Source organism: Stenotrophomonas sp. YJH_SMC_80 (assembly GCF_059372495.1).
Genome location: NZ_JCAFVP010000017.1, coordinates 1 through 23000, shown reverse-complemented (window position 1 = coordinate 23000; position 23000 = coordinate 1). Strand labels below are relative to the sequence as shown.

Below are 23000 nucleotides of genomic sequence, written 5' to 3'. Positions count from 1 at the left end.
CCCTCATGCCCGTTGCCACCCCCTTCTTCCATCGGCTGCCCCTGGCCGCCGCCATCGCCCTGACCCTGCCGCTGCCCGCACTGGCCGCCACACCGAAGCCAACCGAGCTGGACCGCGTGCAGGTCAAGGTCAGCACCGCCACCCGCAGCGAACGCCTGCTGTCCGATGTCCCGATCCGCACCGAAGTGCTGCGCAAGGAAGACATCGCGCTGCGCGCGGCCACCGACTTCTCGCGTGCCGCCGAGCTGATCAACGGCCTGCGCGTGGAGAGCAACTGCCAGAACTGCAACACCAGCGAAGTACAGCTGCTGGGCCTGCCCGGCGCCTACAACCAGCTGTTGTTCGATGGCATCCCGCTGCTGTCCACGCTGGGCAGCGTGTACGGCCTGGAACAGATTCCTGCCGGATTCGTCGACCGCATCGAAGTGGTCAAGGGCGGTGGTTCGGCGCTGTATGGGCCGGGTGCGGTTGCCGGTGTGATCAACCTGATTCCGCCGCTGCCGCCGCGCAGCGGTGGGCATGCCCAGGCCGGCGTGGATGTACTGAAAGGCACGCCGCAGAAGAACGCCGATGTGCGGCTGGACCTGGTGGCCAAGGAAGCAGACGCCGGCCTGTCGGTGATTGCCCAGCGCAACTGGAACAGCGGCATCGACTACAACGGTGACGGCTACACCGAGATCACCCGCAAGAACCTCAAGGTCGGCGGGCTGCAGGCCTGGTATGCGCCCACGCCGGGCACGCGGCTGCGCCTGGACCTGCAGGTGACCGATGAAACCCGCCGCGGCGGCAACCGCCTGGACCAGCCAGAGTATCTGGCCAACATCGCCGAATCGCTGGATACGAAATATCGCCGAGGCAGCGTGTCGTGGGATCAGGAAGTCAACGCCGACGTCGATTTCCGCCTGGCCTACGCCTTCGCAGACATCGATCGCGACAGTTTCTATGGCGGTCTTGGCGACGTCGTTACCGATCCGTCCGCGCCCGGCTATGACCCGTCGCAGCTGGACCCGAACGTGGCTGGCAGCGCGGCCTCGCGTTCATGGCGCCAGTACGGTCGCACCCACAACCCGCTGCACTACATCGACAGCCAGCTGAACTGGCGGCTGGGCGCGCACGCGCTGGCCTTCGGCGTGCAGTACAAGCACGAGGCGCTGCGCGACGACAATCGCACCGGTGACGGCCAGCGTCTTGCGGTGCTGGAGGATGCGACCTTCCACAACCTGGGCGCCTTCATCCAGGACGAATGGAGCCTGCGTGACAACGTCGACCTGGTGGTGGGCGCCCGCGTGGACAAGAGCTCGGAGCTGGACAACGCGGTGTTCTCGCCGCGCATCGCGCTGGCCTGGCAGGCTACCCCGAACCTGAAATGGCGCGCCGGCATCGCTACCGGCTTCCGTGCTCCGGAGATCTTCGTCGAGGACGTGCACGTCGATACGCTCGGCGGCGAACAGGTACGCGTGCGCAATACCGATGGCCTGAAGGAAGAGCGCGCATTGACCACCCTGTTCGGCTTCGACTGGCGTTCGGACCCGGCCAATCCGGTGTGGAGCTGGGATGCTACGGCCTCCTATGCACGCATCCGCGATACCTTCGCGCTGGGCGAGATCCAGCGCGGCGATGACGGCCAGCTGAGCCAGCTGCGCTACAACGCTTCCGGCTCGAATGTGCTGGGCGCGGAAACCAACCTGGGCTGGCAACCCTCACCGCAATGGCGCCTGACCGCCGGTGCCTCGTGGTATCGCTCGCGCTTCCGCGAACCGCAGCGCATCTTCGACGACACCGGCGACGGTGGCGACACCGTGATCGAAAGCCGCGACTACCTGAAGACCCCGCGCTGGACCGGCCTGGCACAGCTCAGCTGGATGCCGGCCGAACCGTGGGAGACCTTCGTCGCGCTGCGCCATACCGGGCCGATGTCGGTGCTGAACAACCGGCTGGGCGAGCTGCACCGCACGCGGTCATTCCTGGTCACCGACCTCGGGGCGCGCTGGCACCGCCATCTGGGCGCGCAGGCGCAGCAGGAAGTGTCGGTAGCTGCGGGCGTCAAGAACGTATTCGACCAGCGCCAGAAGGATCTGGAAGTGGGCGCGCTGCGAGACAGCGACTATGTCTACGGGCCGCGTTTCGCACGTTCGTGGTACGTCAACCTGCGCTATGCGTTCTGAGCTGCAGCGAGCGTTGTTGCTGGCCTGTGCCGTGTTGCTGGCCGCACCGGCGATGGCTGCGGACCTGCACGCGCAGGTTTCGGCCTCGCTGATGCGGCCGGAACAGCGCTCGCTGCGACCGATGCAGTGGACGCCGCCGCCGAAACTGGTGGCGCTGTACTTCGGCGCCGACTGGTGTGCACCGTGCCACGCCTTCGTACCCACGTTGCGCAGCGTGCGCGACGCGTTGCGCGAGGCCGGCGCCGATACCGAAGTGGTGTACGTCAGCCTGGATGAGAGTGAGAGCGCGCTGCGCCGCTACATGCACGCGCAGAATATGCCGTGGCCGGTACTGGACCCACGCCGCGCCGCGCGCATGCCCGCACTGCAGGCCTTGGCCGGGCTGGCCCCGCCGAATCTGGTATTGATCGATGCCGACGGCACGGTGCTGGCCAATGGCTGGCAAGGCCGGCGCTATGAAGGCCTGCAAGCGGTGTTGAAGGAATGGACCAAACGGGCCTGCGCGCAGGAACAGGCGCGCTGCCCCAGCGGCGCCATCCAACCACGGTAGCGCCGGGCCATGCCCGGCGAAAGGCATGAACACGGCGACGCGCCCGCCGGGCATGGCCCGGCGCTACCGTTAAGGCGCCCCGCCCTCGGCCTTGCGCACGAACGCCTCGAACAACGCCAGCGTCTGTTCGCTCACGTGGTGCTCGATGCCCTCGGCATCGCGCCGTGCGGTATCCGGGTCCACGCCCAGCGCCAGCAGGAATCGCTCCACGGTCTGGTGGCGCTGGCGGCTGGCATGGGCCAGCGCCTCGCCTTCCGGAGTCAGGAACACGCCGCGGTACGGCCGCTGCACCACCCAGCCATCGCGGGCCAGGCGCCGCAGCATCTTCGCCACGGTGGGCTGGGCCACGCCCAGGCGGGTGGCGATGTCGACCTGGCGGGCCTCGCCGCCGTCGGCCAGCAGGTCCGAGATCAGCTCGACATAGTCCTCCACCAGCTCCATCCGGTGCGCCTCGCGCACTTGCCGGAAGCTCTCGACCTGGCGCTCGGCCTCGATCAAGGGGGTGCTTTTCAGCGATGTCGAATCGTCGGTCTTGCCCACGCCTGCGCCTGTCCTTCCGGGGGATCCGGTGTTGAACCTGAATTCTGGACCAGTGACGCGATAAAGACGATTGTTTCACATTGCTAATGACTATAGCAGGAGCTATATTCGAATCCATGAACACCCTGGCGCCCCGCGACCCTTCGGCCTCCACTCCGGCCAGCCTGGGTGCGCTCAACGCCTCGGTCGCGGTGCCCGACAAGGGCCATTGGTGGTTCCGCCTGCTGGCCTTCCTCGGCCCCGGCTACATGATCTCGGTCGGCTACATGGACCCGGGCAACTGGGCCACCGACCTCGCCGGCGGTTCACGCTTCGGCTACCTGCTGCTGTCGGTCATCCTCGTCTCCAACCTGATGGCGGTGATCCTGCAGGCGCTGTCGGCTCGGCTCGGCATCGCCACCGGCATGGACCTGGCGCAGGCCTGCCGCGCGCGTTACCCCAAGCCGGTGAACCTGGCGCTGTGGGCGCTGTGCGAGGCGGCGATCATCGCCTGCGACCTGGCCGAGGTGATCGGCACCGCGATCGCACTGAAACTGCTGTTCGATCTGCCACTGCTGTGGGGCGCGGTGATCACCGCCCTGGACACGCTGCTGGTACTGCTGTTGATGAACCGCGGCTTCCGGGCGCTGGAAGCCTTCGTGATCGCGCTGCTGATGGTGATCTTCGGCTGCTTCATGGTGCAGATCGCGCTGGCCGCACCGCCGGTGATGGACGTGCTGGGCGGATTCATTCCGCGCGCGCAGGTAGTGACCGATCCGCACGCGCTGTATATCGCGATCGGCATCATTGGTGCCACGGTGATGCCACACAACCTGTACCTGCATTCGTCCATCGTGCAGACCCGCGCCTACCCGCGCACCGATGAGGGCCGTCGCAGCGCGCTGCGCTGGGCGGTGACCGACAGCACCCTTGCGCTGACCCTGGCACTGTTCATCAACGCCAGCATCCTGATCCTGGCGGCGGCGGTGTTCCATGCCAATGGCCGATTTGATGTGGAAGACATCGAACAGGCCCACCAGCTGCTGGCGCCGATGCTGGGGGTGGGCGCGGCGGCAACGTTGTTCGCAGTGGCCCTGCTGGCGTCGGGCCTGAATTCGACAGTGACCGCCACGCTGGCCGGCCAGATCGTGATGGAAGGTTTCCTGCACCTGCGCCTGCCGCCGTGGCTGCGGCGGCTGATCACGCGCGCACTGGCAATCATTCCGGTGGTGGTGGTGATCATGCTGTTCGGCGACCAGGGCGCGGTAAAGCTGCTGGTGCTGAGCCAGGTGGTGCTGTCGATGCAGCTGCCGTTCGCGATCATCCCACTGGTGCGGATCGTGACCGACAAGGTGACCATGGGCGCGTTGGTAGCCCCGCGCTGGCTGGGCGCGATTGCCTGGGTGATCGCGCTGGTGATCGTGGGGTTGAACGTGAAGCTGCTGGTCGACATCTTCAGCGGCGGGTAATGCCAGATCCAGGGGTTGGACCCAGTAGATCCACGCCATGCGTGGATGCCTTTACACGATGCGGGGTCAGAGCCCTTGCCTCTGGCAAGGGATCCGACCCCACCATCTCCACGCTACAGATGCAACGCGATCGCGGCCTCGATCTGTTGCGGCGACTGGAATCCGGCCAGGCGCGTACGTTCGTCACCGTCACGGAACAGCGACAGCGTCGGCGTCTGCCGCAGCCCCAGCTCCCTGAAGAACGCCTCACCCAGCACTTCCAGCTGCACGCGCAGCAGGGTCGTGCCCTGCCCCGCCACGCTGTTGGCCACCCGGTGCAACGACATCTCCAGCATCCGGCACCCCGGGCACCGGTCCTTGTGGAAATCCACCAGCACCCGCGGGTGCTCGGCCAGCAGCTGATGGAACTGCTCAGGCGTGGTGGCGTCGATGATCTGCATCGGTGTTGCTCCAATAGTGGGCCAGGACCGCGTCTGTCCAGGCCTCGATGGCCCCCGCATGGCGTTGACCATGCGGCATCTGTTCGATTTCCAGCGGCGGATAGTCGCTGCGGAAGTAGCGGATCAGGCGGTGCACGGCGCCGCAGTAATACTCCTGCCCCCACTGCGTTTCGCCGGTGCCGAACACCGCCAGCTGCCGCGGCCGCTCGCCGCGCTCGGCGATGCCGGCCACCCATGCCTTCATCTCCGACGGCGTGCGGCCGGCGTTGTCGGTCCAGCAACCCAGCAGCACCAGGTCGGCCTCGTCGGCCGCCAGCGGCGGCGCCTGGCGCAGGTCGTCAGCCTCCTGCCAGTGAACCGCATGGCCGGCAGCGCGGCAGCGCTCGGCGATCTGCCGGCCGAGCTCGCGGGTATTGCCGCTCAACGAGGCGACCACCACCAGGATGCTCAGCGCGGCGCCGGACTCACAGGTCGTCGAAGCCGTTGTCGACGTTGGTCTTCTTGTAACTTGCATTGCGCATCTCGAAGAAGTCGGTCTTGGTTTCGGTGAAGTTGTCGGCGTAGGCCTTGATCCACGGCATCACGTTGTCGGTGGTATCGCTGTACAGGCGCTCGATGCCGAGCATGCCGGCCATCTTGTTGGCGCGGTACTTCACGTAGCGCACCATCTCGTCCACGTCGATGCCGTCGATGCCATCCAGCACCTCCGACGACCACTGCGTCTCCAGCTCGATGGCATGCTCGAACGATTGGTGTACGTAGGCGGTCAGCTCATTGGTCTGCAGCTCCGGGTTCTCGCCGATGATGGCGCGGATCAGCTCGCTGATGAACTTGGTATGCGCCAGCTCGTCGCGGTTGATGAAGCTGATGATCTTGCCGGTGCCGTTCATGCGGTTCTGCCGCACCATGTTGTAGAAGTAGGCGAACCCGGAATAGAAATTGATGCCCTCCAGGATCGAGGACTGGATCAACGACTTGAGCAGGGTCTCGGCGGTCTTCTCGCGCATGAAATCGTCATACGCCCCCATGATCGGCGCATTGCGCTTGATGATGGTTGGATGGGTGCGGGCGATCTCGAAGATGCGGTTCTGGTTCGGCAGGTCGGTGATCGAGGCCAGCACGTAGCTGTAGCTCTCGTTGTGGATCACTTCCTGCTGCCCGATGATCGCCGCATTGGCGTGCGCGGCCGGGTCGGTGATGTACTCCGCCACGTTGTAGATGAAGCGGGTCTGCGGTGAATCCAGCGTGGCGAGCAGGCCGATGATCGAGTCGTAGGCGTTCTTCTCGCGCGCGTTCAGCTCGCCGTACTGGCGGGCGTCCAGCTTCATGTCGACCTCGTCGGGAATCCAGAAATTGGTCGACAGCTCCTTGTAGGCCCGATAGAACGACGGGTACGGGATGTCGTTCCAGTTGAGGATGCCGCTGGTCTGGCCGTTGATGATGCCGGTGCTGCGGTTGGGATGGCGAGGTTCGAGGATCTTGATGCGGTCGAGGGGAGTTGCCATGGTTTTCTGCCTTCGTTCTCTTTCTATCGTGTTGCCGGCCAGCGGCCGGCACTACCGAAGATCACGGGGTTGCCGGCCAGCGGCCGGCACTACCGAAGATCGCGGGGTTGCCGGCCAGCGGACGGCACTACCATTGATCAGCTGGAGCACCACTCGCATTCGCTGATGTCGATGTCGTTGGAGCGCACGTAGTAGGTGGTCTTCAGGCCCTCGCGCCAGGCGCTCAGGTGCAGCTCCAGCAACGTGCTGGCGCGGATGGTGCTGGGCACGTACAGGTTGAAGCTGATCGACTGGTCGACATGGCGCTGGCGGCGCGCGTTCTGGCGCACGCTGGCGAACTGGTCGACCTTGTAGGCCCCCTTCTCGTAGTACGGCCAGGTTTCCAGCGACAGGCCCGGCGCCGCCACCGGCCGCCGGAAGTCCTTCTTTTCCTCGTAGTAGAACGCGCTGTAGATCGGGTCGATCGAGGCCGTGGAGCCTGCAATCTGCGCGGTGCTCATGTTCGGCGCCACGGCCAGCAGCCAGCCGTTGCGCAGGCCGTGCGTGGCCACCTCGTGGGCCAGGCTGTCCCACGCGGCGCCACTGTAGTCGCGGTCACGGAAGTAACGCCCGTTGTGCCAGTCACTACCCGCGAACATCGGGTAGCTGCCCTTCTCCTTCGCCAGCTGCGCGCTGGCCTGGATGGTCAGGAAATTGATGCGTTCGTAGAGCCGGTCGGCCAACGCCTCGGCATCCGGTGATTCCCATTGGATTGCCTGCTGCGCCAGCAGGTGGTGCCAACCGAACGTGCCCAGGCCGATGGCGCGATACTTGCGATTGGTGATCGTGGCCTGCGGCACCGGCAACGCATTGAGGTCGATCACGTTGTCGAGCATGCGCACCTGGATCGGGATCAGGCGCTCCAGTACATCGGTGGCCAACAGGTCATCCGGTGCGCTGATCGCCCGGCCGAGGTTGATCGAGGACAGGTTGCAGACCACGAAATCACCGGCACGGCGTGTGGTGACGATCTGGTCGCCGCTGACGATCTCCTGGATCATCCGCGTCGGGCTCATGTTCTGCAGGATCTCGGTGCACAGGTTGCTGGAATAGATCATGCCCGCGTGCTTGTTCGGATTCCTGCGATTGACCTCGTCGCGGTAGAACAGGAACGGGTTGCCGGTTTCCAGCTGGCTGAGCATGATCCGCTTGAACAGATCGATGGCCTTCACCGTACGTCGGCTGATGCGCTCATCGGCCACCAGTTCGGCGTAGCGGTCGCGGAAGCTGCCCGAACCGCGCTTCTCGTCATAGACGTCCTGCAGGTACCAACCCTTGGCCTGCTTCACTTCGTGCGGGTCGAACAGGTACCAGTCGGCACGGCGCTCGACCGCCTCCATGAACAGGTCGGGCACGCACACCGAGGTGAACACATCGTGCGCGCGCAGGCGCTGGTCACCGTTGTTCAGTCGCAGGTCCAGGAACGCTTCGATGTCGCGGTGCCAGATGTCCAGGTACACCGCCACCGCGCCCTTGCGCTGGCCGAGCTGATCAACCGACACCGCGGTGTTGTTGAGCTGCTTGATCCACGGCACCACGCCGCCGGAAGAATTGGGCACGCCGCGGATCGGTGCGCCGCTGCTGCGCACATAGCCCAGGTAGGCACCTACGCCGCCGCCGTGCTTGGACACGCGGGCGATATCGGTGTTGGAGTCATAGATGCCCTGCAGGCTGTCGTCCACCGTATCGATGAAGCAGCTGGACAGCTGGCCGCCCACCTTGCCGGCGTTGGCCAGGGTCGGCGTGGCCACCGTCATGTACAGGTTGGACAATGCCCAGTACGCCTCGCCGACCAGCTGCATGCGCCGCTCGCGCGGCTTCTCTTCCTGCATGAGATACAGCGCGATGGTCAGCCAGCGCTCCTGCGGCAGTTCGTAGACTTCGCGGCTGCGGTCGCTGGCCAGGTAGCGCGTGGCCAACAGGTACAGGCCGTTGTAGGCGAACAGGCGGTCGCGCTCCGGGTCGATCATCTCGCCGGCCTGCTGCAGCTCTTCCTTCGAATAGCAGCGCAGGATGTCGTTGCTGTAGATGCCGCGGTCAGCCAGGCTTTCCTGCAGGCCCACGTAGGAGCCGTACTTCAGGCTGACATCGTAGAAGCGATTGCGGCTGGCACGCTTGTACAGGCGGCGCAGGTAGATGCGCGCGGCGAACTGCTCCCACTCCGGCGCGACCAGGTCCACCCGCGATTCAGCCTCACGGATCAGCAGATCGACCAGATCATCGGCAGTGATGCTCGGCTTGCGCTCGACCATCGCCTGCACCACGCGGCGGTAGTCGCTCACATCCAGCTGCGGGAACTCGGCATGCACGGCATCGATGCTGCGCTGCAGGCGCGCGGCGTCGAACGGCAGGCGGCGATTGCCGGCCTCCTTGGTGATCCAGGTCGGCACGCGCTCGCCACCGGCGCGCAAGGCGTCGCCAGCGCCGGCCAGTTCGGCCACGCGGAAGGTACTGTCGGTCATGGTGGTGAAACTCCAGGCTCGCACGCGCGTTGGCGGTCGATGCCATGGCGGCCCTGAACGCGATACCGGCGCACGGGGCGAACGGGTGGATTGCCAGGGCACGGGAACGTAGGTCGTCGGCATCTGCCTGCGCCTGCGGCCGGTATCCGGGCCGTGGGGGCGACCTGCGTCCGCACGATGGCGGCCGCGTCGACACGGCAAGCCTCAGGGGCGGGCCGCGGGACGTTTGCTGCATGTCCGGCGGCGGCGGCTGACCGGGAGTGACGGCCACAACATAGTGGGGATATCCGAACTCGTCAACACAAGATGCGGTAATCAACACATGTCGCGACGATCAGTCGCAGGATGCCGTGTTGCACCTGCGGCGCCTTGTCGACAGCGCCTGCGTCCCCAGTTCGGTACAACATCAACTTTCCCCGGAACACCGCCCATGCGCGCTGCCCAGTACCCCTCCTTCGGCGACCCAACCGACGTCCTTGCCATTGCCGATGCGCCGCTGCCCGAACCCGGCCCCGGCGAGGTGCGCATCCGCACCGTGCTGGCCTCGATCCACAACCACGACCTGCTGACCGTGCGCGGCCTGTACGGCTACAAGCCGACCCTGCCGGCGATCGGTGGCAGTGAAGCACTGGGCGTGATCGATGCACTCGGCGATGGCGTCGACGGCCTGCAGGTCGGCCAGCGGGTAGCCGCTGCCTCCGTGCACGGCACCTGGGCCGAAGCGTTCATTGCGCCGGCACGCATGGTGATTCCGATGCCGGAGGCGATCCCGGACGAAATGGCCGCGCAGCTGATTGCCATGCCGCTGAGCGCGCTGATGCTGCTGGAGTTCCTGCACGTCGAGCCGGGCCAGTGGATCGTGCAGAACACCGCCAACGGCGCGGTGGGCAAGTCGCTGGCGATGCTGGCGCGGGCGCGTGGCGTGCATGTGGCCAACCTGGTGCGCAATGCCGATGCAGTCGCGCAGCTGCAGGCGCTGGGCATCGATCATGTATTCGACACCTCGCTGGACGGTTGGAAGGATCGCGTCCGTGAGGCGACCGGCGAAGCACAGGCCGCGGCCGCGGTGGATTCCATCGGCGGCGACGCCAGCGGTGACCTGGTCGACCTGCTCGGCCACCACGGCACGCTGGTGTCGTTCGGAGTGATGAGCGGCGAACCGATGCGCATTCCCGCCGGCGGCCTGATCTACAAGGAAGCCACGGTGAAGGGTTTCTGGGGCAGCAAGGTCAGCCAGGCGATGGCGGTGGAGGACAAGCGCCGGCTGGTCGGCGAACTGCTGAAGCGTGCGGGGAGCGGCGAACTGACCCTGCCGGTGGAGCAGATCTTCGCACTGGACGACATCGCCCAGGCAGCGAAGGCTGGCGCCGGTTCGGGCCGTAGCGGCAAGGTGCTGCTGCGGCCTTGATGCCTCAGCGGATGGCGCTGTCCCGGTAATGGCGCTGTCCCGGTAATGGCGCTGTCCCGGTAATGGCGCTGTCCCGGTATGGCGCTGTCCCGGTATGGCGCTGTCCCGGTATGGCGCTGTCCCGGTAGAGTCGACTGTCAGTCGACTCTCGCGCGTAGCGCGGGGGGATGAGGCTTCTTTCCACAGGGAAAGGGCTGTGACCCTGCAGGGTGTGCGGACCAACGGTCCGCACCCACCAAAGATCGGTCCCGCACCCACCGAGTGAGTCTGCTCCAACGGAGGCACCGACTTTCGTTAAGAACCTGTGATGTATAACTGAATGCGCTTTCGTCATTGGAAGGCGCATGTGCCCGCGTGCGGTACTGACGGCTCCTCCCCCCGTTCGGCGTTGTCGCTTCCATGTACCGCACCACCCTGAACCTGCTTGCCGGCGCGATCGCGCTGGGCCTCACCGCCGGCGCTGCCGGCGCCGCTGAAACCGCCGACACCGGCAAGGACAGCACCACCCTCGGCGCCGTGCTGGTGACCGGCTCCAACATCAAGCGCAGCGATACCGCCGGGCCGAACCCGGTGCAGATCGTCAGCCGCGAACAGATCGAGCAGACCGGCCGCTCCACCCTCACCGACGTGCTGCGCAACCTGTCGGCCAATGCCGGCAACAGCTTCGACGAACAGTACACCGGCAGCTTCGCCGCCGGCTCGGCCTCGATCGGCCTGCGTGGCCTGTCTCCGAAGAACACGCTGGTGCTGGTCAACGGCTACCGCGTCTCCAACTTCGGTTTCGCGCTCAACACCCAGGACACCTTCGTCGACCTCAACGCGCTGCCGATCAGCGCAGTGGAACGCATCGAAGTGCTGAAGGATGGCGCCTCGGCGGTGTACGGTTCCGATGCCATCGCCGGCGTCATCAACATCATCCTGCGAAAGAACTTCCAGGGCGTGGAAGTCGGCGGCGGCTTCGGTACCGCCACTCAGGGCGGCCTGAACGAGCGCAAGGCCAGCCTGCTGGCTGGCTTCGGTGACCTTGAACAGCAGGGCTGGAACGTGCTGTTCGGGCTGGACCTGCTCAAGCGTGATCGCCTCGACGCCGACCAGCGTGCCTACACCCGCAGCGGCGATTTCCGCGACAAGCCCGGCGGTCGCCTGGCCGGTTGGTCCACCGCCGGTGGCAACTGGCTGTCCAACCCGCGCGCACCGCAACCGTTCGCCAACTGCCCGGATGGCAGCCAGCTGCGCCCGTACAGCGATTTCGGCAGCACCCTGCCCGGCCAGGCCTGCGCCTTCAACGCGCAGCCGTTCAAGACCCTGCAGCCCGGCGCCGAGCGCCTGCAGGCGTCGTTGAGTGCGACCTACCGCTTCAACGACAGCGTCGAGGCGTTCGCCGATGTGCTGTACAGCCACAACAAGGCCGACCAGATCTTCAGCGCGCCGCTGACCGTCGGCCCGGGCCTGCGCGCGTACAACCCGGCCACCGGCACCCTGATCGACGTGCCGGCGGTGCTGCCGGTCGGCCATCCGAACAACCCGGGCAGCGTGCCGCTGCCGTTCGAGTACACCTTCTTCGACCTCGGCCCGCGCCTGAAGGACAACACCCAGGTGTTCTACCGCGCCTTGGCCGGCGTGCGTGGCAGCGGCGAGCGATGGGACTGGGAGGTGGCGGCGCTGACCTCGCAGAGCGCGCAGCGCGAATACGTCGACAACTTCGTCAACCGCTACGCGTTCGAGCAGATCCTGCGCGATGGCAGCTACAACTTCCCCAACCCGTCCAGCACGCCGGGCGCGCTGGATGCACTGCGCCTGCAGACCAAGCGTCCGGGCTGGTACAAGCTGCATTCGTTGAACGTGAAGGCCTCGACCTCGCTGTGGGAGCTGCCGGCCGGTGCGGTCGGCTTCGCCTGGGGTGCCGAGTTCCGCAAGGAATCACTGGACGCGCGCACCAGTGCGCAGGTGCTGTCGGGCACCGAACTGCGCCCGGCCATCAACGTGGTCAACGGCGAGCGCCAGGTCAGCGCCGCCTACGCCGAACTGAGCGTGCCGCTGCACCGCACGCTGGAGCTGCAGGTGGCCGGTCGTGGCGACCACTATGACGACTTCGGCAACGCGTTCTCGCCGAAGGTGGCGCTGCGCTGGCAGCCGCTGGACAGCCTGCTGCTGCGTGGTTCGTTCTCGCGTGGCTTCCGTGCACCGTCGCTGCCGGAGATCGCGCCGGGCCAGACCGTCAGCTACGGCTCGGTGATCGATCCGCTGGACCCGCTGCAGCCCGGCGGCAGCCGTGGCGTGACCAACATCCGCACCGGCAATCCGGACCTGAAGGCCGAACGCTCGCGCAACTTCAACGTCGGTGCAGTGTGGTCGCCGGATGGCGACACCAGCATCGGCCTGGACTGGTACCGCATCGAGCAGGACAACCTGGTCAAGCCGGACAGCGCGCAGTTCATCGTCGACAACCCGACGCTGTTCCCCGGACGCGTGCAGCGTGATGCACAGGGACGCATCCAGTTCATCACCAACCAGTATGCCAACCAGGGCGAACTGACCACCTCGGGGCTGGATCTGGAAGCCAACCGCACCTTCCGCACCGAAGGCTGGGGCAACTTCACCGTAGCCGGCAGCTGGACCCACCTGCTCAGCTTCAAGCAGCCGCTGGTGGCCGGCCAGGCACCGTATGAAGGGGCCGGCAACAACCGCCACGGCGCACTGCCGCGCACCCGCGGCACCACGTCGCTGAACTGGGCAGTGGGCGACTGGAGCAGCACGCTGAGCCTGCAGTACGTGAGCGGCTACGACCAGCGTGTGGCGACGGCCACCAGCAACCCGGGCCTGCGCGACCGCATCAAGCCGTATCACCAGCTGGACCTGTACGTGGCGTACGAAGGGATTCCCAACACCACGCTGTCGCTGTCGGTGCTGAACCTGACCGATAAGGACCCGCCGTTCGACCCGGCCGGTGGCTCCAATGGTTTCGACATCAGCCAGTACAACCTGCGCGGGCAGTTCATTTCGCTGGGGGCGCGCTACCGGTTCTGATGCGCCAACGGGGCGGCGGTGATGGGCCGCCCCGTTCGCGTTGCCGGCCAGCGGCCGGCACTACCATCGAATCCACCGACCGCCGGGGGAATGCCCGGCGGTCGTGTATTACCGGCTCAGGTGCAGGAACTGCAGGTGCCGTTCGTACTGGCTGATGATGTCGTTGATGATCTGCTTGCGGCTGTAGCCCACCAGGTCGTAGTCCTGGCTGCCTTCGAACAGATGCACTTCAGCGCGGTAGTAGCGCTGGTTGCGCAGCTGCTGGGCGGCGAACGACGGGGTCAGGTAGCCGCTCAGGATCACCCGGTACAGGAAGTCCTGCTGCTCGCCGTGGTTCACCGTCAGCTCCATGTCGCCGGCCTCGAACCGGGTGGATACATCCCAACCCTGCCCGCGCAGCTGTTCGGCCACCGCTTCCATCGCCGGCTTCACCGTATCGTCCATGAAGCGGTAGACCTGGTCGCGCACCGGGAAGTGCATGGCCTGGCTCAGGCGCTGGCGCCAGCCCTGATGATGGCGATCGTCGCCGATCAGCGGTGAAGGGCGGTACTGCAGCGCGCGCTTGCGGTGCGACTCGTCACTGAAGGCGCGGGTCAGCCCCCACGTCATCAGCAGCAGGATCGCCGAGAACGGCAGCGAGGCCAGCACCACCGCCGATTTCAGCGCATCGATGCTCCCAGCCAGCAGCAGCCCGGCGGTCAGCACTGCGATCACCGTGCCCCAGAACACGCGAAGCCAACGCGGACCATCATCCTCCGGCGCACCGCCGTGCGAGGACAGCGTGGACAACACCACCGCGCCCGAATCAGCTGATGTCACGAAGAAGATGAAGCTGACCAGCACCGTCACCGCGATCACCGTGCGGCTCCACGGGTAGCCATCCAACAACGCGTAGAGCACCGTCGGAGGATCATCCACCGCCAGCTGTGCCAACTGCTGCTGGCCGTGGTGCAGCACCTGGTCCAGCGCGCTGTTGCCGAAGATCGACAGCCAGGCCAGGGTGAAGCCCAGCGGGATCAGCAGCACGCCGAACACGAATTCGCGGATGGTGCGGCCCCGTGAGATGCGTGCGATGAACAAGCCCACGAACGGTGCCCAGCCGATCCACCATGCCCAGTAGAACACCGTCCAGCCGCCCAGCCATTCCGGTCGGCCGCCATAGGCGTACACATCAAAACTCTTGCCGACCAAGCTGCCCAGGTAGTCGCCCAGGTTCTGCATCAGCGTGCTGAGCAGGTACTGGGTGGGGCCCGCGCACAGCATGAACAGCACCAGCGCGATCGCCAGCAGCATGTTGATGTTGGCCATCCAGCGCACGCCCTTCTCCACGCCGGAGACGGCCACGGCCACCGCCGCGCCCATCATGCTGACCACCAGGATGATCTGCACCAGGTTGGAATGCGGGATGTTGAACAGCTGCGCCAGGCCGGCATTCAGGTGCAGCACCCCGAAACCCATGTCGGCACCGATGCCGAACACGGTGGCGACGATGCCCAGCGCGTCCACGGTGTAGCCGATCGGGCCATTGATGCGCTTGCCGATCAGCGGGTACAGCGCCGAGCGCAGCGCCAGTGGCAGGTTGTGGCGGTAGGCGAAGTAGGCCATCGCCATCGCCGCCAGCGCGAACACACCCCAGCCGTGCAGGCCCCAGTGCAGGAACAGCAGCTGCATGGCCTGGCGCGCGCCGGCCTCGCCCGCGGCCGGATCGCCCTGCGGCGGCTGCAGGTAGTGGGTCAGCGGTTCGGAAACGCAGAAGAAGAACAGGGTGATGCTGATGCCGGCAGCGAACAGCATGCCGGCCCAGGAAAGGTAGCTGAACTCCGGCTCGTCATGGTCGGCGCCGAGCTTGATGCCACCGTACTTGGACAGCGCCACGCCGACCACGAACACCAGGTAGAGGGTCATCGCCAGCAGGTAATACCAGCCGACATTGAGTGCGGCCCAGTCCTGTGCCTTCAGCAGAAGGCGGCCCGCACCAAGCGGGAACAGGCTGACGAACAGCGCGAACGCCACGACAACGATCGCCGCGAAGGCGAACACAGGCCGAAGGGTGCGCACCGGGGATTGTTGCGGCTCCAGTACATCCATGGGGCGGCGTTCTCCGGTAGATCAAAGGGTTAGCCGACCAATTCTGGCTGAACCGCAGTGGACAGAGCATGAAGTTGCGGCCTGTGGTCACAGGCCCGGCCCGCCATTCCGTGTTATCACGCGCGCGCCGAAGCATATCTGCGAGCGCAGCCGCGCGCGGACCGCGTGCATCGCGGCCACGCGCGTACTGTCCAATCACGACATCACATGCACCGCGCACAGCTTGTTGCCGTCCGGGTCGCGCAGGTAGGCCAGGAACAGCTGGCGCCCGGCCATGCTGCGGATGCCAGCCGGGTCTTCGATGGCCGTACCGCCATGGGCCACGCCAGCATCCTGCCAACCGCGCACGGCCTCGGCACTGTCGAGGGTGAAACCAATGGTGCCGCCGTTGGCATGGCATGCAGGCTGCCCATCGATGGGCGCGGTGACGCCGAACATCCGCCCATCCTTGAAGTACAGCAGCCGACCCTTTTCGTCGAACACACCCGGACGTGCCCCCATCGCGGCGAACAGGGCATCGTAGAAGCGGCGCGCGGCATCCATGTCGTTCGTTCCTACGGTGATGTGGCTGAACATGCGGGGACTCCTTGTGGAAAGCCGCAGTGTCGGCGAGCACGCCGGGCATCGCAAATCCGGCGATCTCTCCTGCTGCGGCATGCGCAGGATTTGTCGTGCGCCGCCCGATCACCCTATAATGGGAATCATTCTCATTAATGACCCGTGCCGATGGCCGTGCCCGCCGCCTCCAGCACCGCGCTGGCGGGGTTCTACCGCGAACACCATGGCTGGCTGCTGGGCTGGCTGCGCCGCCGCACCCACAACGCCGACTGCGCCGCCGACCTGACCCAGGACACCTTCCTGCGCCTGCTCAGCCGGCGCGTCGATCCGTCCGAACTGCGCCTGCCGCGCGCCTATCTCAGCACCATCGCGCACGCGCTGCTGGTCAACCACTGGCAGCGCGCGGACCTGGAGCGCGCCTATCTGACCGCGCTGGCCGCACAACCGGAGCCGGTGCATCCCTCTGCGGAGGAACGTACGCAGGCGCTGCAGCTGCTGCATGCCATCGCTGACATGCTATGCGGGCTGGCCGAGCGGCCACGGCGTGCCTTCCTGCTGGCCCGGCTGTCCGGACTGGGCTATGCGGAGATCGGCCAACAGCTGGGCGTGTCCGAGCGCATGGTCAAGAAGTACATGGCGCAGGCGATGCTGCATTGCCTGCGCCTGTCCGGCGACGCGGCGGCATGAGCGCGGCAGTGGCCGGCCCGGCGCTGGAGCAGGCGGCAGAGTGGTTCGCGCTGCGCCAACAGGGCTGGAGCGACGACGACCAGCAACACTGGCGTGCGTGGCTGCAGGCCGACGCCGGTCACGCCGACGCCTGGCGCCGGGTCGAGGCGGTCTGGCAGTCGTTCGCCCCGCTGTCGGCACCGGCCGCAGCAACGGCGCTCGATGCCGCCGGCCATCGCCGCCGGCGCGCGCTTCGCAGTCTCGGTGGCGCCCTCGGCATCGGTGCGGTCTCGCTTCTCGGCCTGCACGGGCTGCAGGCGCAGCGCCACCTGCAGACGCAACGCACTGCTGCCGGGCGCACCGGTCATTGGACGCTGGCCGATGGCAGCCAGCTGTGGCTCAACCCCGGCAGCGAAGTGACCGTCGACATCGGCAACGGCAACCGCGCCCTGCATCTGCTGCGCGGCGAACTGCTGCTGCAGACCGGCCACCACCCCGCATTCGTCGGGTTGCCCCTGAGCGTGCATGTACCCGGCGCGCGCCTGCAGCCGATCGGCACCCGCTTCGCGGTCGGCCGCGAAGCGCAGGACAGCCGGTTGGACGTGTTCGAAGGCGTGGTGCGGTGCCTGCCGATGTTCGGCGCGGCGCTGGATGTGCCTGCGGGAAGTGCGCTGCAGATCGGACCGATGGGGGGACTCACAACGGTCGCTGCCGATCCTCTGCGCGGCGACTGGCAGGACGGACGCCTGCAGGTGCAGGACACGCAACTGATCCTGGTGATCGACGAACTGGCCCGTCACCATCGGGGCTATCTGGGCTGTGATCCGGCACTGTCCGCATTGAATGTCACCGCGGTATTGCCGCGCCTGGACAGCCTGCAGGCCCTGAAATTGCTGGCGCGCGCCCTGCCGATCCGCATCGAGCAGCGCTGGCCATGGTGGACCGTTGTGCGTCCGCGTTGAAATCGCGGTTCCCTTTCTGCGCGCTCGGCGGGCACTACAAGGGAACCCATTGCGGATGTCGCCGCCCCCATGAAACTACCCTGCCCTTCACCTCGCCCGCTTGCCATCGCGCTGTGCCTGGCCCTGGCCACGCCGTGCCTGTTGCCGGCCGCCGCCCACGCACAGGATGCTGCCGCCGCCGTTCGCTGGCAGATCCCGGCCGGTCCGCTCGACCAGGCCTTGACCGCGTTCGGTCAGCAGTCCGGCCTGTCCATCGCTGCCGATGCGCGCCTGACCCGCGGCCGGCACAGCGGTGGCGTGCAGGCCTCGCTCAACACCGAGGCCGCGCTGGCACAGCTGCTCACCGGCACCGGCCTTTCGTTCCAGCGTGATGCCAGCGGCGTGGTGCTGCAGGCCGCCCCGGCCACCGACGCCGGCGTGCGTCAGATCGGCACGCTGCGCGTGGCCGGCCAGGCCAGCGAAGGCGCTTCGCCGTGTGGGCTGGCCGATGCCGACGCCGTCTACCGCGACAGCGGCTCCCGCGTGCACCTGGACCACCAGCAGCTGGAACGCTTCCGCGGCCAGTCGATCGGCGATGTGCTGGCTGGCGCAGTCGGCGTGCACACCGGAGACGTACGCAATGGTGGTGCGCTGGACGTCAACATCCGCGGCCTGCAGGGCCAGAACCGGGTGCCGGTGATCATCGACGGCGGCCAGCAGGCCATCGACGTGTACCGCGGCTATGCCGGCGTGCAGCAGCGCAGCTACCTGGACCCGGACCTGATCAGCGCGATCAGCATCGAGAAGGGTCCGAGCCTGGCCGCCAATGCCGCCAGCGCGATCGGTGGCGTGGTCTACATGGAAACGCTGAAGGCCGAGGACATCCTCGACGACGGCCAGGGCTGGGGGCTGCGCGTGCGTGGCGGCGTGGCCGACAACAGCATCGACCGCACCCGCACCTTCAAGCAGATCGCGCGTGGCAGCGACAACCGCAACAGCCTGCGCGACCCGCGCGACTGGAACGGCAGCGTCGCCTTCGCCCAGCGCGGCGAAGACTGGCAGCTTGTCGCAGCCTACGCACGGCGCCGCCAGGGCAACTACTTCGCCGGCAGCAACGGCGCCCACCGCTACGACGACCAGCACCTGTCCAGCGGCGGTACCGGCATGTCCAGCCAGGCCGTTTCCAAGCTGTACCACCCGGGCGATGAAGTCCTGAACACGCACACCGACAACGAATCGGCGCTGCTGAAATTCACCTGGGCACCCAACCCCGACCAGCGCCTGGAGCTGAGCCACCGCTACTTCAATTCCAGCTTCGGCGAAATCATGCCGTCGGCGATCGGCCGCGTGGGCGAGTCCAACGAATGGGTGACCTACGTGGACAAGGCCAACACCATGTTCCAGTTCGAGCCCGGCAAGATGCGGGTCAACGCTACCTCGCTGCGCCATCGCTACCGCCCCGAGGCGCACCCGTGGCTGGACCTGAGCAGCACCCTGTGGTTCACCACCGCCACCAGCCGCATGTTCAACAGCAACATCGCCAACACGCCGCTGTTCAAGGAAATGGCCTCCGACCAGATGCCCGACACGCTGGGCGAGACCTATGGCCCTGGGCTGCAGTCGGACGTGAAGACCCGGCGCTGGGGCCTGGACAGCAGCAACACCACGCGTTTCAGCAATGATCTGGGCGACTGGACGCTGCGCTATGGCGCGTCCTTCCAGCATGAAGACACCGCACCCAACTCGCCGGTGCTGCCGGTGGACTACAACAACAACCGTTACCTGCGATCGGGCACGCGCCGCGAGGCCAGCGTGGTGGCGTCGTTGCAATGGCAGCCGTGGGACTGGCTGTCGCTGACCGCAGGCGGCCGCTTCATCGACTACCGCACCCGCGACCGCAACCGCGTGGCCTTCGTCAGTGAATCGCGCGACCTGCGCTATACCTTCGCGCGCCTGAGCAAGGGCGGCCAGCTGCTGCCAGGCTGGTACAAGGAGTGGTACCCGGATGCACAGGGCAACTACACCTACGACTCGCTGCGGGCCACGCCGTACGGCGACAGCACGCTGGGCCAGAGCTACGATTTCGACGGATTCATCCGCGATCCGCGTGGTGCCAATGGCTTCTACACCAAGCAGATTCCCACCGCCTGGGGCTACAAGCCGGCGATCCGGCGCTCGGGCCACGGCTTCGCACCCTATGCCGAGGCGCGCTTCAACCTCGACGCAGACACGTTCTTTTACGTGAAGTACGCGCAGGGCTGGAAGATGCCCAGCCTGTTCGAATCGACGCTGGGCAACAGCACCTCGGCGCCGGTGGCCGACCTGAAGCCGGAGAAGAACCGTTCCTGGGACATCGGCTTCAGCCTGCTCAAGCAGGACCTGTGGCGTGACGGTGACCGGCTGGCGTTCAAGGTGGCCTGGTTCAAGAACGATATCGACAACGCCATCACCCGCCGCTTCGATTCCAGCAACTGGGCCTTCCATGTCGACAACGTCGACAACTACACGGTGTCCGGTTACGAGCTGCAGTCCGGCTATGACGCCGGCATTGTGTACCTGGACCTGTCGGCCAGCTACTACCAGCGCGCGCGCACCTGCGATGCGGCCACTGCCAAGCGCCTGCGCGAAGACCCGTATGCGAAGTGGAGCAAGCTGGACACCACACCGGACTGCGTGGACGGCGGCTTCGGCACCTCGTTCGTCAACGCGCAGAACCCGCCGAAGTACTCGATCCACAGCACGCTGGGCGTCCGCCTGTTCGACAAGCGATTGGATACCGGCATCCGCCGCACCTACAACAGCGGCCCCACCCATGAACTGGACAAGCCCTGGAACACCACCGGCTCCACCGGCCTGCAGAACATCTACCTGCCGACCGCGATCTATGACTTCTATGCGCGCTGGCAGTTCACCCCGAAGGCCGAAGTGGAACTGGTGGTCAGCAACCTTCGCAACACCTATTACATGGACACGCTGGCGATGAGCCTGATGCCGGGCCCGGGCCGCACCACGCGGCTGAACTTCACCGCACGGTTCTAACTGCTGCAGAAACAGCAACGCCCCGGAGGGGTCCTCCGGGGCGCTTGCCTGCGGCGGCTCACGCTCTGGCAGGTGCCAACCTGGGTTGGCACAGCGACTCAGCACTGGTAGATGCCAACCTTGGTTGGCACGGCGACGCGCTACTTCGCGGTACTCAGCAGCAGTACCGCGACGGTCACCAATGCGATGCCGACCCAACCGATCGGACGCAGGCGATTGCCGAACAGCAGGCGGCCGCAGGTGGCGGTACCGATCACGCCGATCGCCCCCCACATCGCATAGGCGGTGGCCAGGTCCATGTAGCGCACAGCCTGGCCCAGCAGGGCAAAGGCAATCCAGACCATGACGATCGCTCCAACGCCCCAGCGCCAGCGGCGGAAGCCCTCCGACTTGGCCACCATCATGTTGGCGGCGACGTCGATCAGCGCCGAACAGATCACGAAAAACAGGGCCAGGGTGTTCATCAGTGTGCCTCCCCGAGAGTGACGCAGACGATGCCGACCACCGCCAGCACCAGGCCGGCCAACTGCTGCAGCGACAGGCTTTCACCGAAGACGGTGAGGCCGACCACGGTCAGCAGGGTCAGGCCCAGGCCTTCCCATACCGCGTAGGCCACGCCCACCGCGATGCGGCGCACCGACTGCGCCAGGAAGAAGTAGGACAGCGCCAGCGCGCCGGCCATGACCAGATAGCCGGTCCAGCCGCCATCGCGGGCGGCGTGGGCCATGAACGAGGTGCCGACCACTTCGGCGACGATCGCCACGGTCAGGCAGGCCCAGGCGACCAGCGCGCCACGGGCGGGAACAGTACGGGACATGTGAAGCTCCTTGCAGGGCGGGGACCACGCCGCCTCATCAATGGATCCACGCCGAGCGTGGAGGGCCGGAACGCCCCGCAGACAGGAGCGACGGCGGCCAGTATCATCGCCTTTTACGGTGGAATCAAAATGGATTCCATCGACAGGAGCGATGGATATATGCCCTACTCCCCTGAATCCCTGCAGGCCTTCGTGGAAGCCGCGGCGCTGGGCTCGTTCTCGGCCGCCGCGCGACGGCTGCGCAAGACCCAGTCGACGGTCAGTACCGCCATTGCCCACCTGGAAACCGACCTGGGCGTGAGCCTGTTCGATCGCAGCGGGCGCTACCCGCAGCTGACCGAGGCCGGGCGCCAGGTGCTGGGGCACGCGCAGGAGATCCTGGCTGCGGATGCGCGCCTGCAACAGTTGAGCGTGCGCCTGGCCGCACCGGTCGAAGCGCGACTGACCGTGGTGTTCTCCGATGTCTATCAGCTCGATCCCGAACAGCGGATCCTGCAGCGCTTCTCCGAGGCGTTCCCGGAGATCGAACTGGAATGGCTGGATGCGGACGGTGAGGACGTGCTGGAGCTGGTCGGAAGCGGCCGCGCCGCACTGGGCCTGCTGCCGCGACAGGAACACTATCCAGATGGCCTGATGGCCCGGCCGCTGGCCCACCACAGCGAACTGTCGGTGTACGTGGCGCGCGACCATCCGCTGGCCAGCGCCGGGCGTCGCGCCGCCGCACAACTGGCGCGGCATCGGCAGGTGCGCCTGAGCGCGGAGGTCGATCAGTCCCGCGTGGTCACCGGCCTGGCCTGGACCGCCACCGACTACCTGATGGTGATGGAGATGGCCGAGGACGGCATCGGCTGGGCCGAGCTGCCCCGCGCGCTGGTGCAACGCTACGACCGCGGGCAACTGGTGGAACTGACCCTGCCCGGGTGGCCGCGGCGCATCCACAGCGACCTGCTGTGGCGCCGCGACACGCCTCCCGGACCGGCCGCACTGTGGTGGGCCGACGCGCTTGGATGAGGTAGTGCCGGCCGCTGGCCGGCAATTCCAGCGTCCCGTGGTTGCCGGCCAGCGGCCGGCACTACCGATCAACGATGGGCGAGCGCGTAATCCAGCGCCGAGCACACCGCCGCCACCTGTGCGTCGTTGCACTGCTGTGGCGCCGCGACACGCTGCCCGGACCGGCCGCACTGTGGTGGGCCGACGCACTGGGATGAGGTAGTGCCGGGCGCTGGCCGGCAATCCCAGTGTCCCGTGGTTGCCGGCCAGCGGCCGGCACTACCGATCAATGATGGGCGAGCGCGTAATCCAGCGCC

General features: G+C 66.6%; 19 protein-coding genes. 10 read left to right on the top strand and 9 right to left on the bottom strand.

Features of this window, described 5'->3' with window-relative positions; translation table 11 throughout:
• Positions 1–5 precede the first annotated feature (5 nt).
• Together AC5P99_RS19175 and AC5P99_RS19170 are read left to right on the top strand one after the other, a co-directional pair.
• Entirely contained in the window at positions 6–2165 is a 2160-nt protein-coding gene (locus tag AC5P99_RS19175) for a TonB-dependent receptor plug domain-containing protein (protein ID WP_149501165.1), read from the top strand.
• Positions 2155–2715 carry a thioredoxin-like domain-containing protein gene (locus tag AC5P99_RS19170; protein ID WP_049451613.1) on the top strand — a complete coding sequence of 187 codons (561 nt, stop codon included), beginning with the start codon at positions 2155–2157 and terminating at the stop codon, positions 2713–2715. The genes AC5P99_RS19175 and AC5P99_RS19170 overlap by 11 nt, the downstream gene beginning before the upstream one ends.
• Positions 2716–2784: 69 nt before the next feature.
• Here the strand turns inward: AC5P99_RS19170 and mntR are convergent, their stop codons facing one another.
• Positions 2785–3255 (bottom strand): manganese-binding transcriptional regulator MntR, encoded by a 471-nt coding sequence (mntR, locus tag AC5P99_RS19165; protein WP_014037494.1) that lies wholly within the window; start codon positions 3253–3255, stop codon positions 2785–2787.
• 116 nt (positions 3256–3371) lie between these two features.
• Here mntR and AC5P99_RS19160 point away from each other — a divergent pair, with 116 nt between their 5' ends.
• The gene (locus AC5P99_RS19160; RefSeq protein WP_049451614.1) at positions 3372–4703 is read left to right on the top strand and encodes an Nramp family divalent metal transporter; all 1332 of its coding nucleotides are present in this window, start codon (positions 3372–3374) and stop codon (positions 4701–4703) included.
• Positions 4704–4816: 113 nt separating this feature from the next.
• On the opposite strand, the gene AC5P99_RS19155 is transcribed toward AC5P99_RS19160, so the two are convergent.
• The 4 genes from AC5P99_RS19155 to AC5P99_RS19140 all read right to left on the bottom strand — a co-directional run bounded on the left by AC5P99_RS19155 (position 4817) and on the right by AC5P99_RS19140 (position 9149).
• A complete protein-coding gene (locus AC5P99_RS19155; RefSeq protein WP_495213444.1) occupies positions 4817–5143 on the bottom strand; it encodes a thioredoxin family protein in 327 nt (108 codons plus the stop codon).
• Positions 5115–5582 (bottom strand): flavodoxin, encoded by a 468-nt coding sequence (locus AC5P99_RS19150; protein ID WP_012480523.1) that lies wholly within the window; start codon positions 5580–5582, stop codon positions 5115–5117. The genes AC5P99_RS19155 and AC5P99_RS19150 overlap by 29 nt, the downstream gene beginning before the upstream one ends.
• 25 nt (positions 5583–5607) lie before the next feature.
• Positions 5608–6648, bottom strand: a complete 1041-nt coding sequence (locus tag AC5P99_RS19145) for a ribonucleotide-diphosphate reductase subunit beta (protein ID WP_005413719.1) — start codon at positions 6646–6648, stop codon at positions 5608–5610.
• Positions 6649–6785: 137 nt separating this feature from the next.
• Complete coding sequence (locus AC5P99_RS19140) at positions 6786–9149, bottom strand: ribonucleoside-diphosphate reductase subunit alpha (RefSeq protein ID WP_099604945.1); 2364 nt, start codon at positions 9147–9149, stop codon at positions 6786–6788.
• Positions 9150–9579: 430 nt separating this feature from the next.
• Between AC5P99_RS19140 and AC5P99_RS19135 the strand changes: the two genes are divergently transcribed.
• On the top strand, positions 9580–10557 hold the full coding sequence (locus AC5P99_RS19135) for a zinc-binding dehydrogenase (RefSeq protein ID WP_099604944.1): 978 nt from the start codon (positions 9580–9582) through the stop codon (positions 10555–10557).
• A gap of 399 nt (positions 10558–10956) precedes the next feature.
• Positions 10957–13584, top strand: a complete 2628-nt coding sequence (locus AC5P99_RS19130) for a TonB-dependent receptor (protein ID WP_495213443.1) — start codon at positions 10957–10959, stop codon at positions 13582–13584.
• Between the two features lie 108 nt (positions 13585–13692).
• Here the strand turns inward: AC5P99_RS19130 and betT are convergent, their stop codons facing one another.
• Positions 13693–15672, bottom strand: coding sequence for a choline BCCT transporter BetT (gene betT, locus AC5P99_RS19125; RefSeq protein ID WP_495213442.1), 1980 nt, complete (start codon positions 15670–15672; stop codon positions 13693–13695).
• A gap of 195 nt (positions 15673–15867) precedes the next feature.
• Positions 15868–16248, bottom strand: coding sequence for a VOC family protein (locus AC5P99_RS19120; RefSeq protein WP_049451626.1), 381 nt, complete (start codon positions 16246–16248; stop codon positions 15868–15870).
• 150 nt (positions 16249–16398) lie between these two features.
• Between AC5P99_RS19120 and AC5P99_RS19115 the strand changes: the two genes are divergently transcribed.
• From AC5P99_RS19115 to AC5P99_RS19105, 3 genes are all read left to right on the top strand, one after another.
• Positions 16399–16917, top strand: coding sequence for a sigma-70 family RNA polymerase sigma factor (locus AC5P99_RS19115; RefSeq protein WP_049451628.1), 519 nt, complete (start codon positions 16399–16401; stop codon positions 16915–16917).
• Complete coding sequence (locus AC5P99_RS19110) at positions 16914–17858, top strand: FecR family protein (RefSeq protein ID WP_495213441.1); 945 nt, start codon at positions 16914–16916, stop codon at positions 17856–17858. Before AC5P99_RS19115 ends, AC5P99_RS19110 begins: the two co-directional genes overlap by 4 nt.
• 69 nt (positions 17859–17927) lie before the next feature.
• Entirely contained in the window at positions 17928–20876 is a 2949-nt protein-coding gene (locus tag AC5P99_RS19105) for a TonB-dependent receptor (RefSeq protein ID WP_495213440.1), read from the top strand.
• A gap of 140 nt (positions 20877–21016) precedes the next feature.
• On the opposite strand, the gene AC5P99_RS19100 is transcribed toward AC5P99_RS19105, so the two are convergent.
• Both AC5P99_RS19100 and AC5P99_RS19095 read right to left on the bottom strand, forming a co-directional pair.
• Positions 21017–21340 carry a DMT family transporter gene (locus AC5P99_RS19100; RefSeq protein ID WP_005409978.1) on the bottom strand — a complete coding sequence of 108 codons (324 nt, stop codon included), beginning with the start codon at positions 21338–21340 and terminating at the stop codon, positions 21017–21019.
• Positions 21340–21693, bottom strand: a complete 354-nt coding sequence (locus tag AC5P99_RS19095) for an SMR family transporter (RefSeq protein ID WP_005409979.1) — start codon at positions 21691–21693, stop codon at positions 21340–21342. The genes AC5P99_RS19100 and AC5P99_RS19095 overlap by 1 nt, the downstream gene beginning before the upstream one ends.
• A gap of 159 nt (positions 21694–21852) precedes the next feature.
• Here AC5P99_RS19095 and AC5P99_RS19090 point away from each other — a divergent pair, with 159 nt between their 5' ends.
• Together AC5P99_RS19090 and AC5P99_RS19085 are read left to right on the top strand one after the other, a co-directional pair.
• The gene (locus tag AC5P99_RS19090) at positions 21853–22704 is read left to right on the top strand and encodes a LysR family transcriptional regulator (RefSeq protein ID WP_495213439.1); all 852 of its coding nucleotides are present in this window, start codon (positions 21853–21855) and stop codon (positions 22702–22704) included.
• A gap of 74 nt (positions 22705–22778) precedes the next feature.
• The gene (locus tag AC5P99_RS19085; protein ID WP_312526963.1) at positions 22779–22901 is read left to right on the top strand and encodes a hypothetical protein; all 123 of its coding nucleotides are present in this window, start codon (positions 22779–22781) and stop codon (positions 22899–22901) included.
• The last annotated feature ends 99 nt before the right edge of the window (positions 22902–23000 follow it).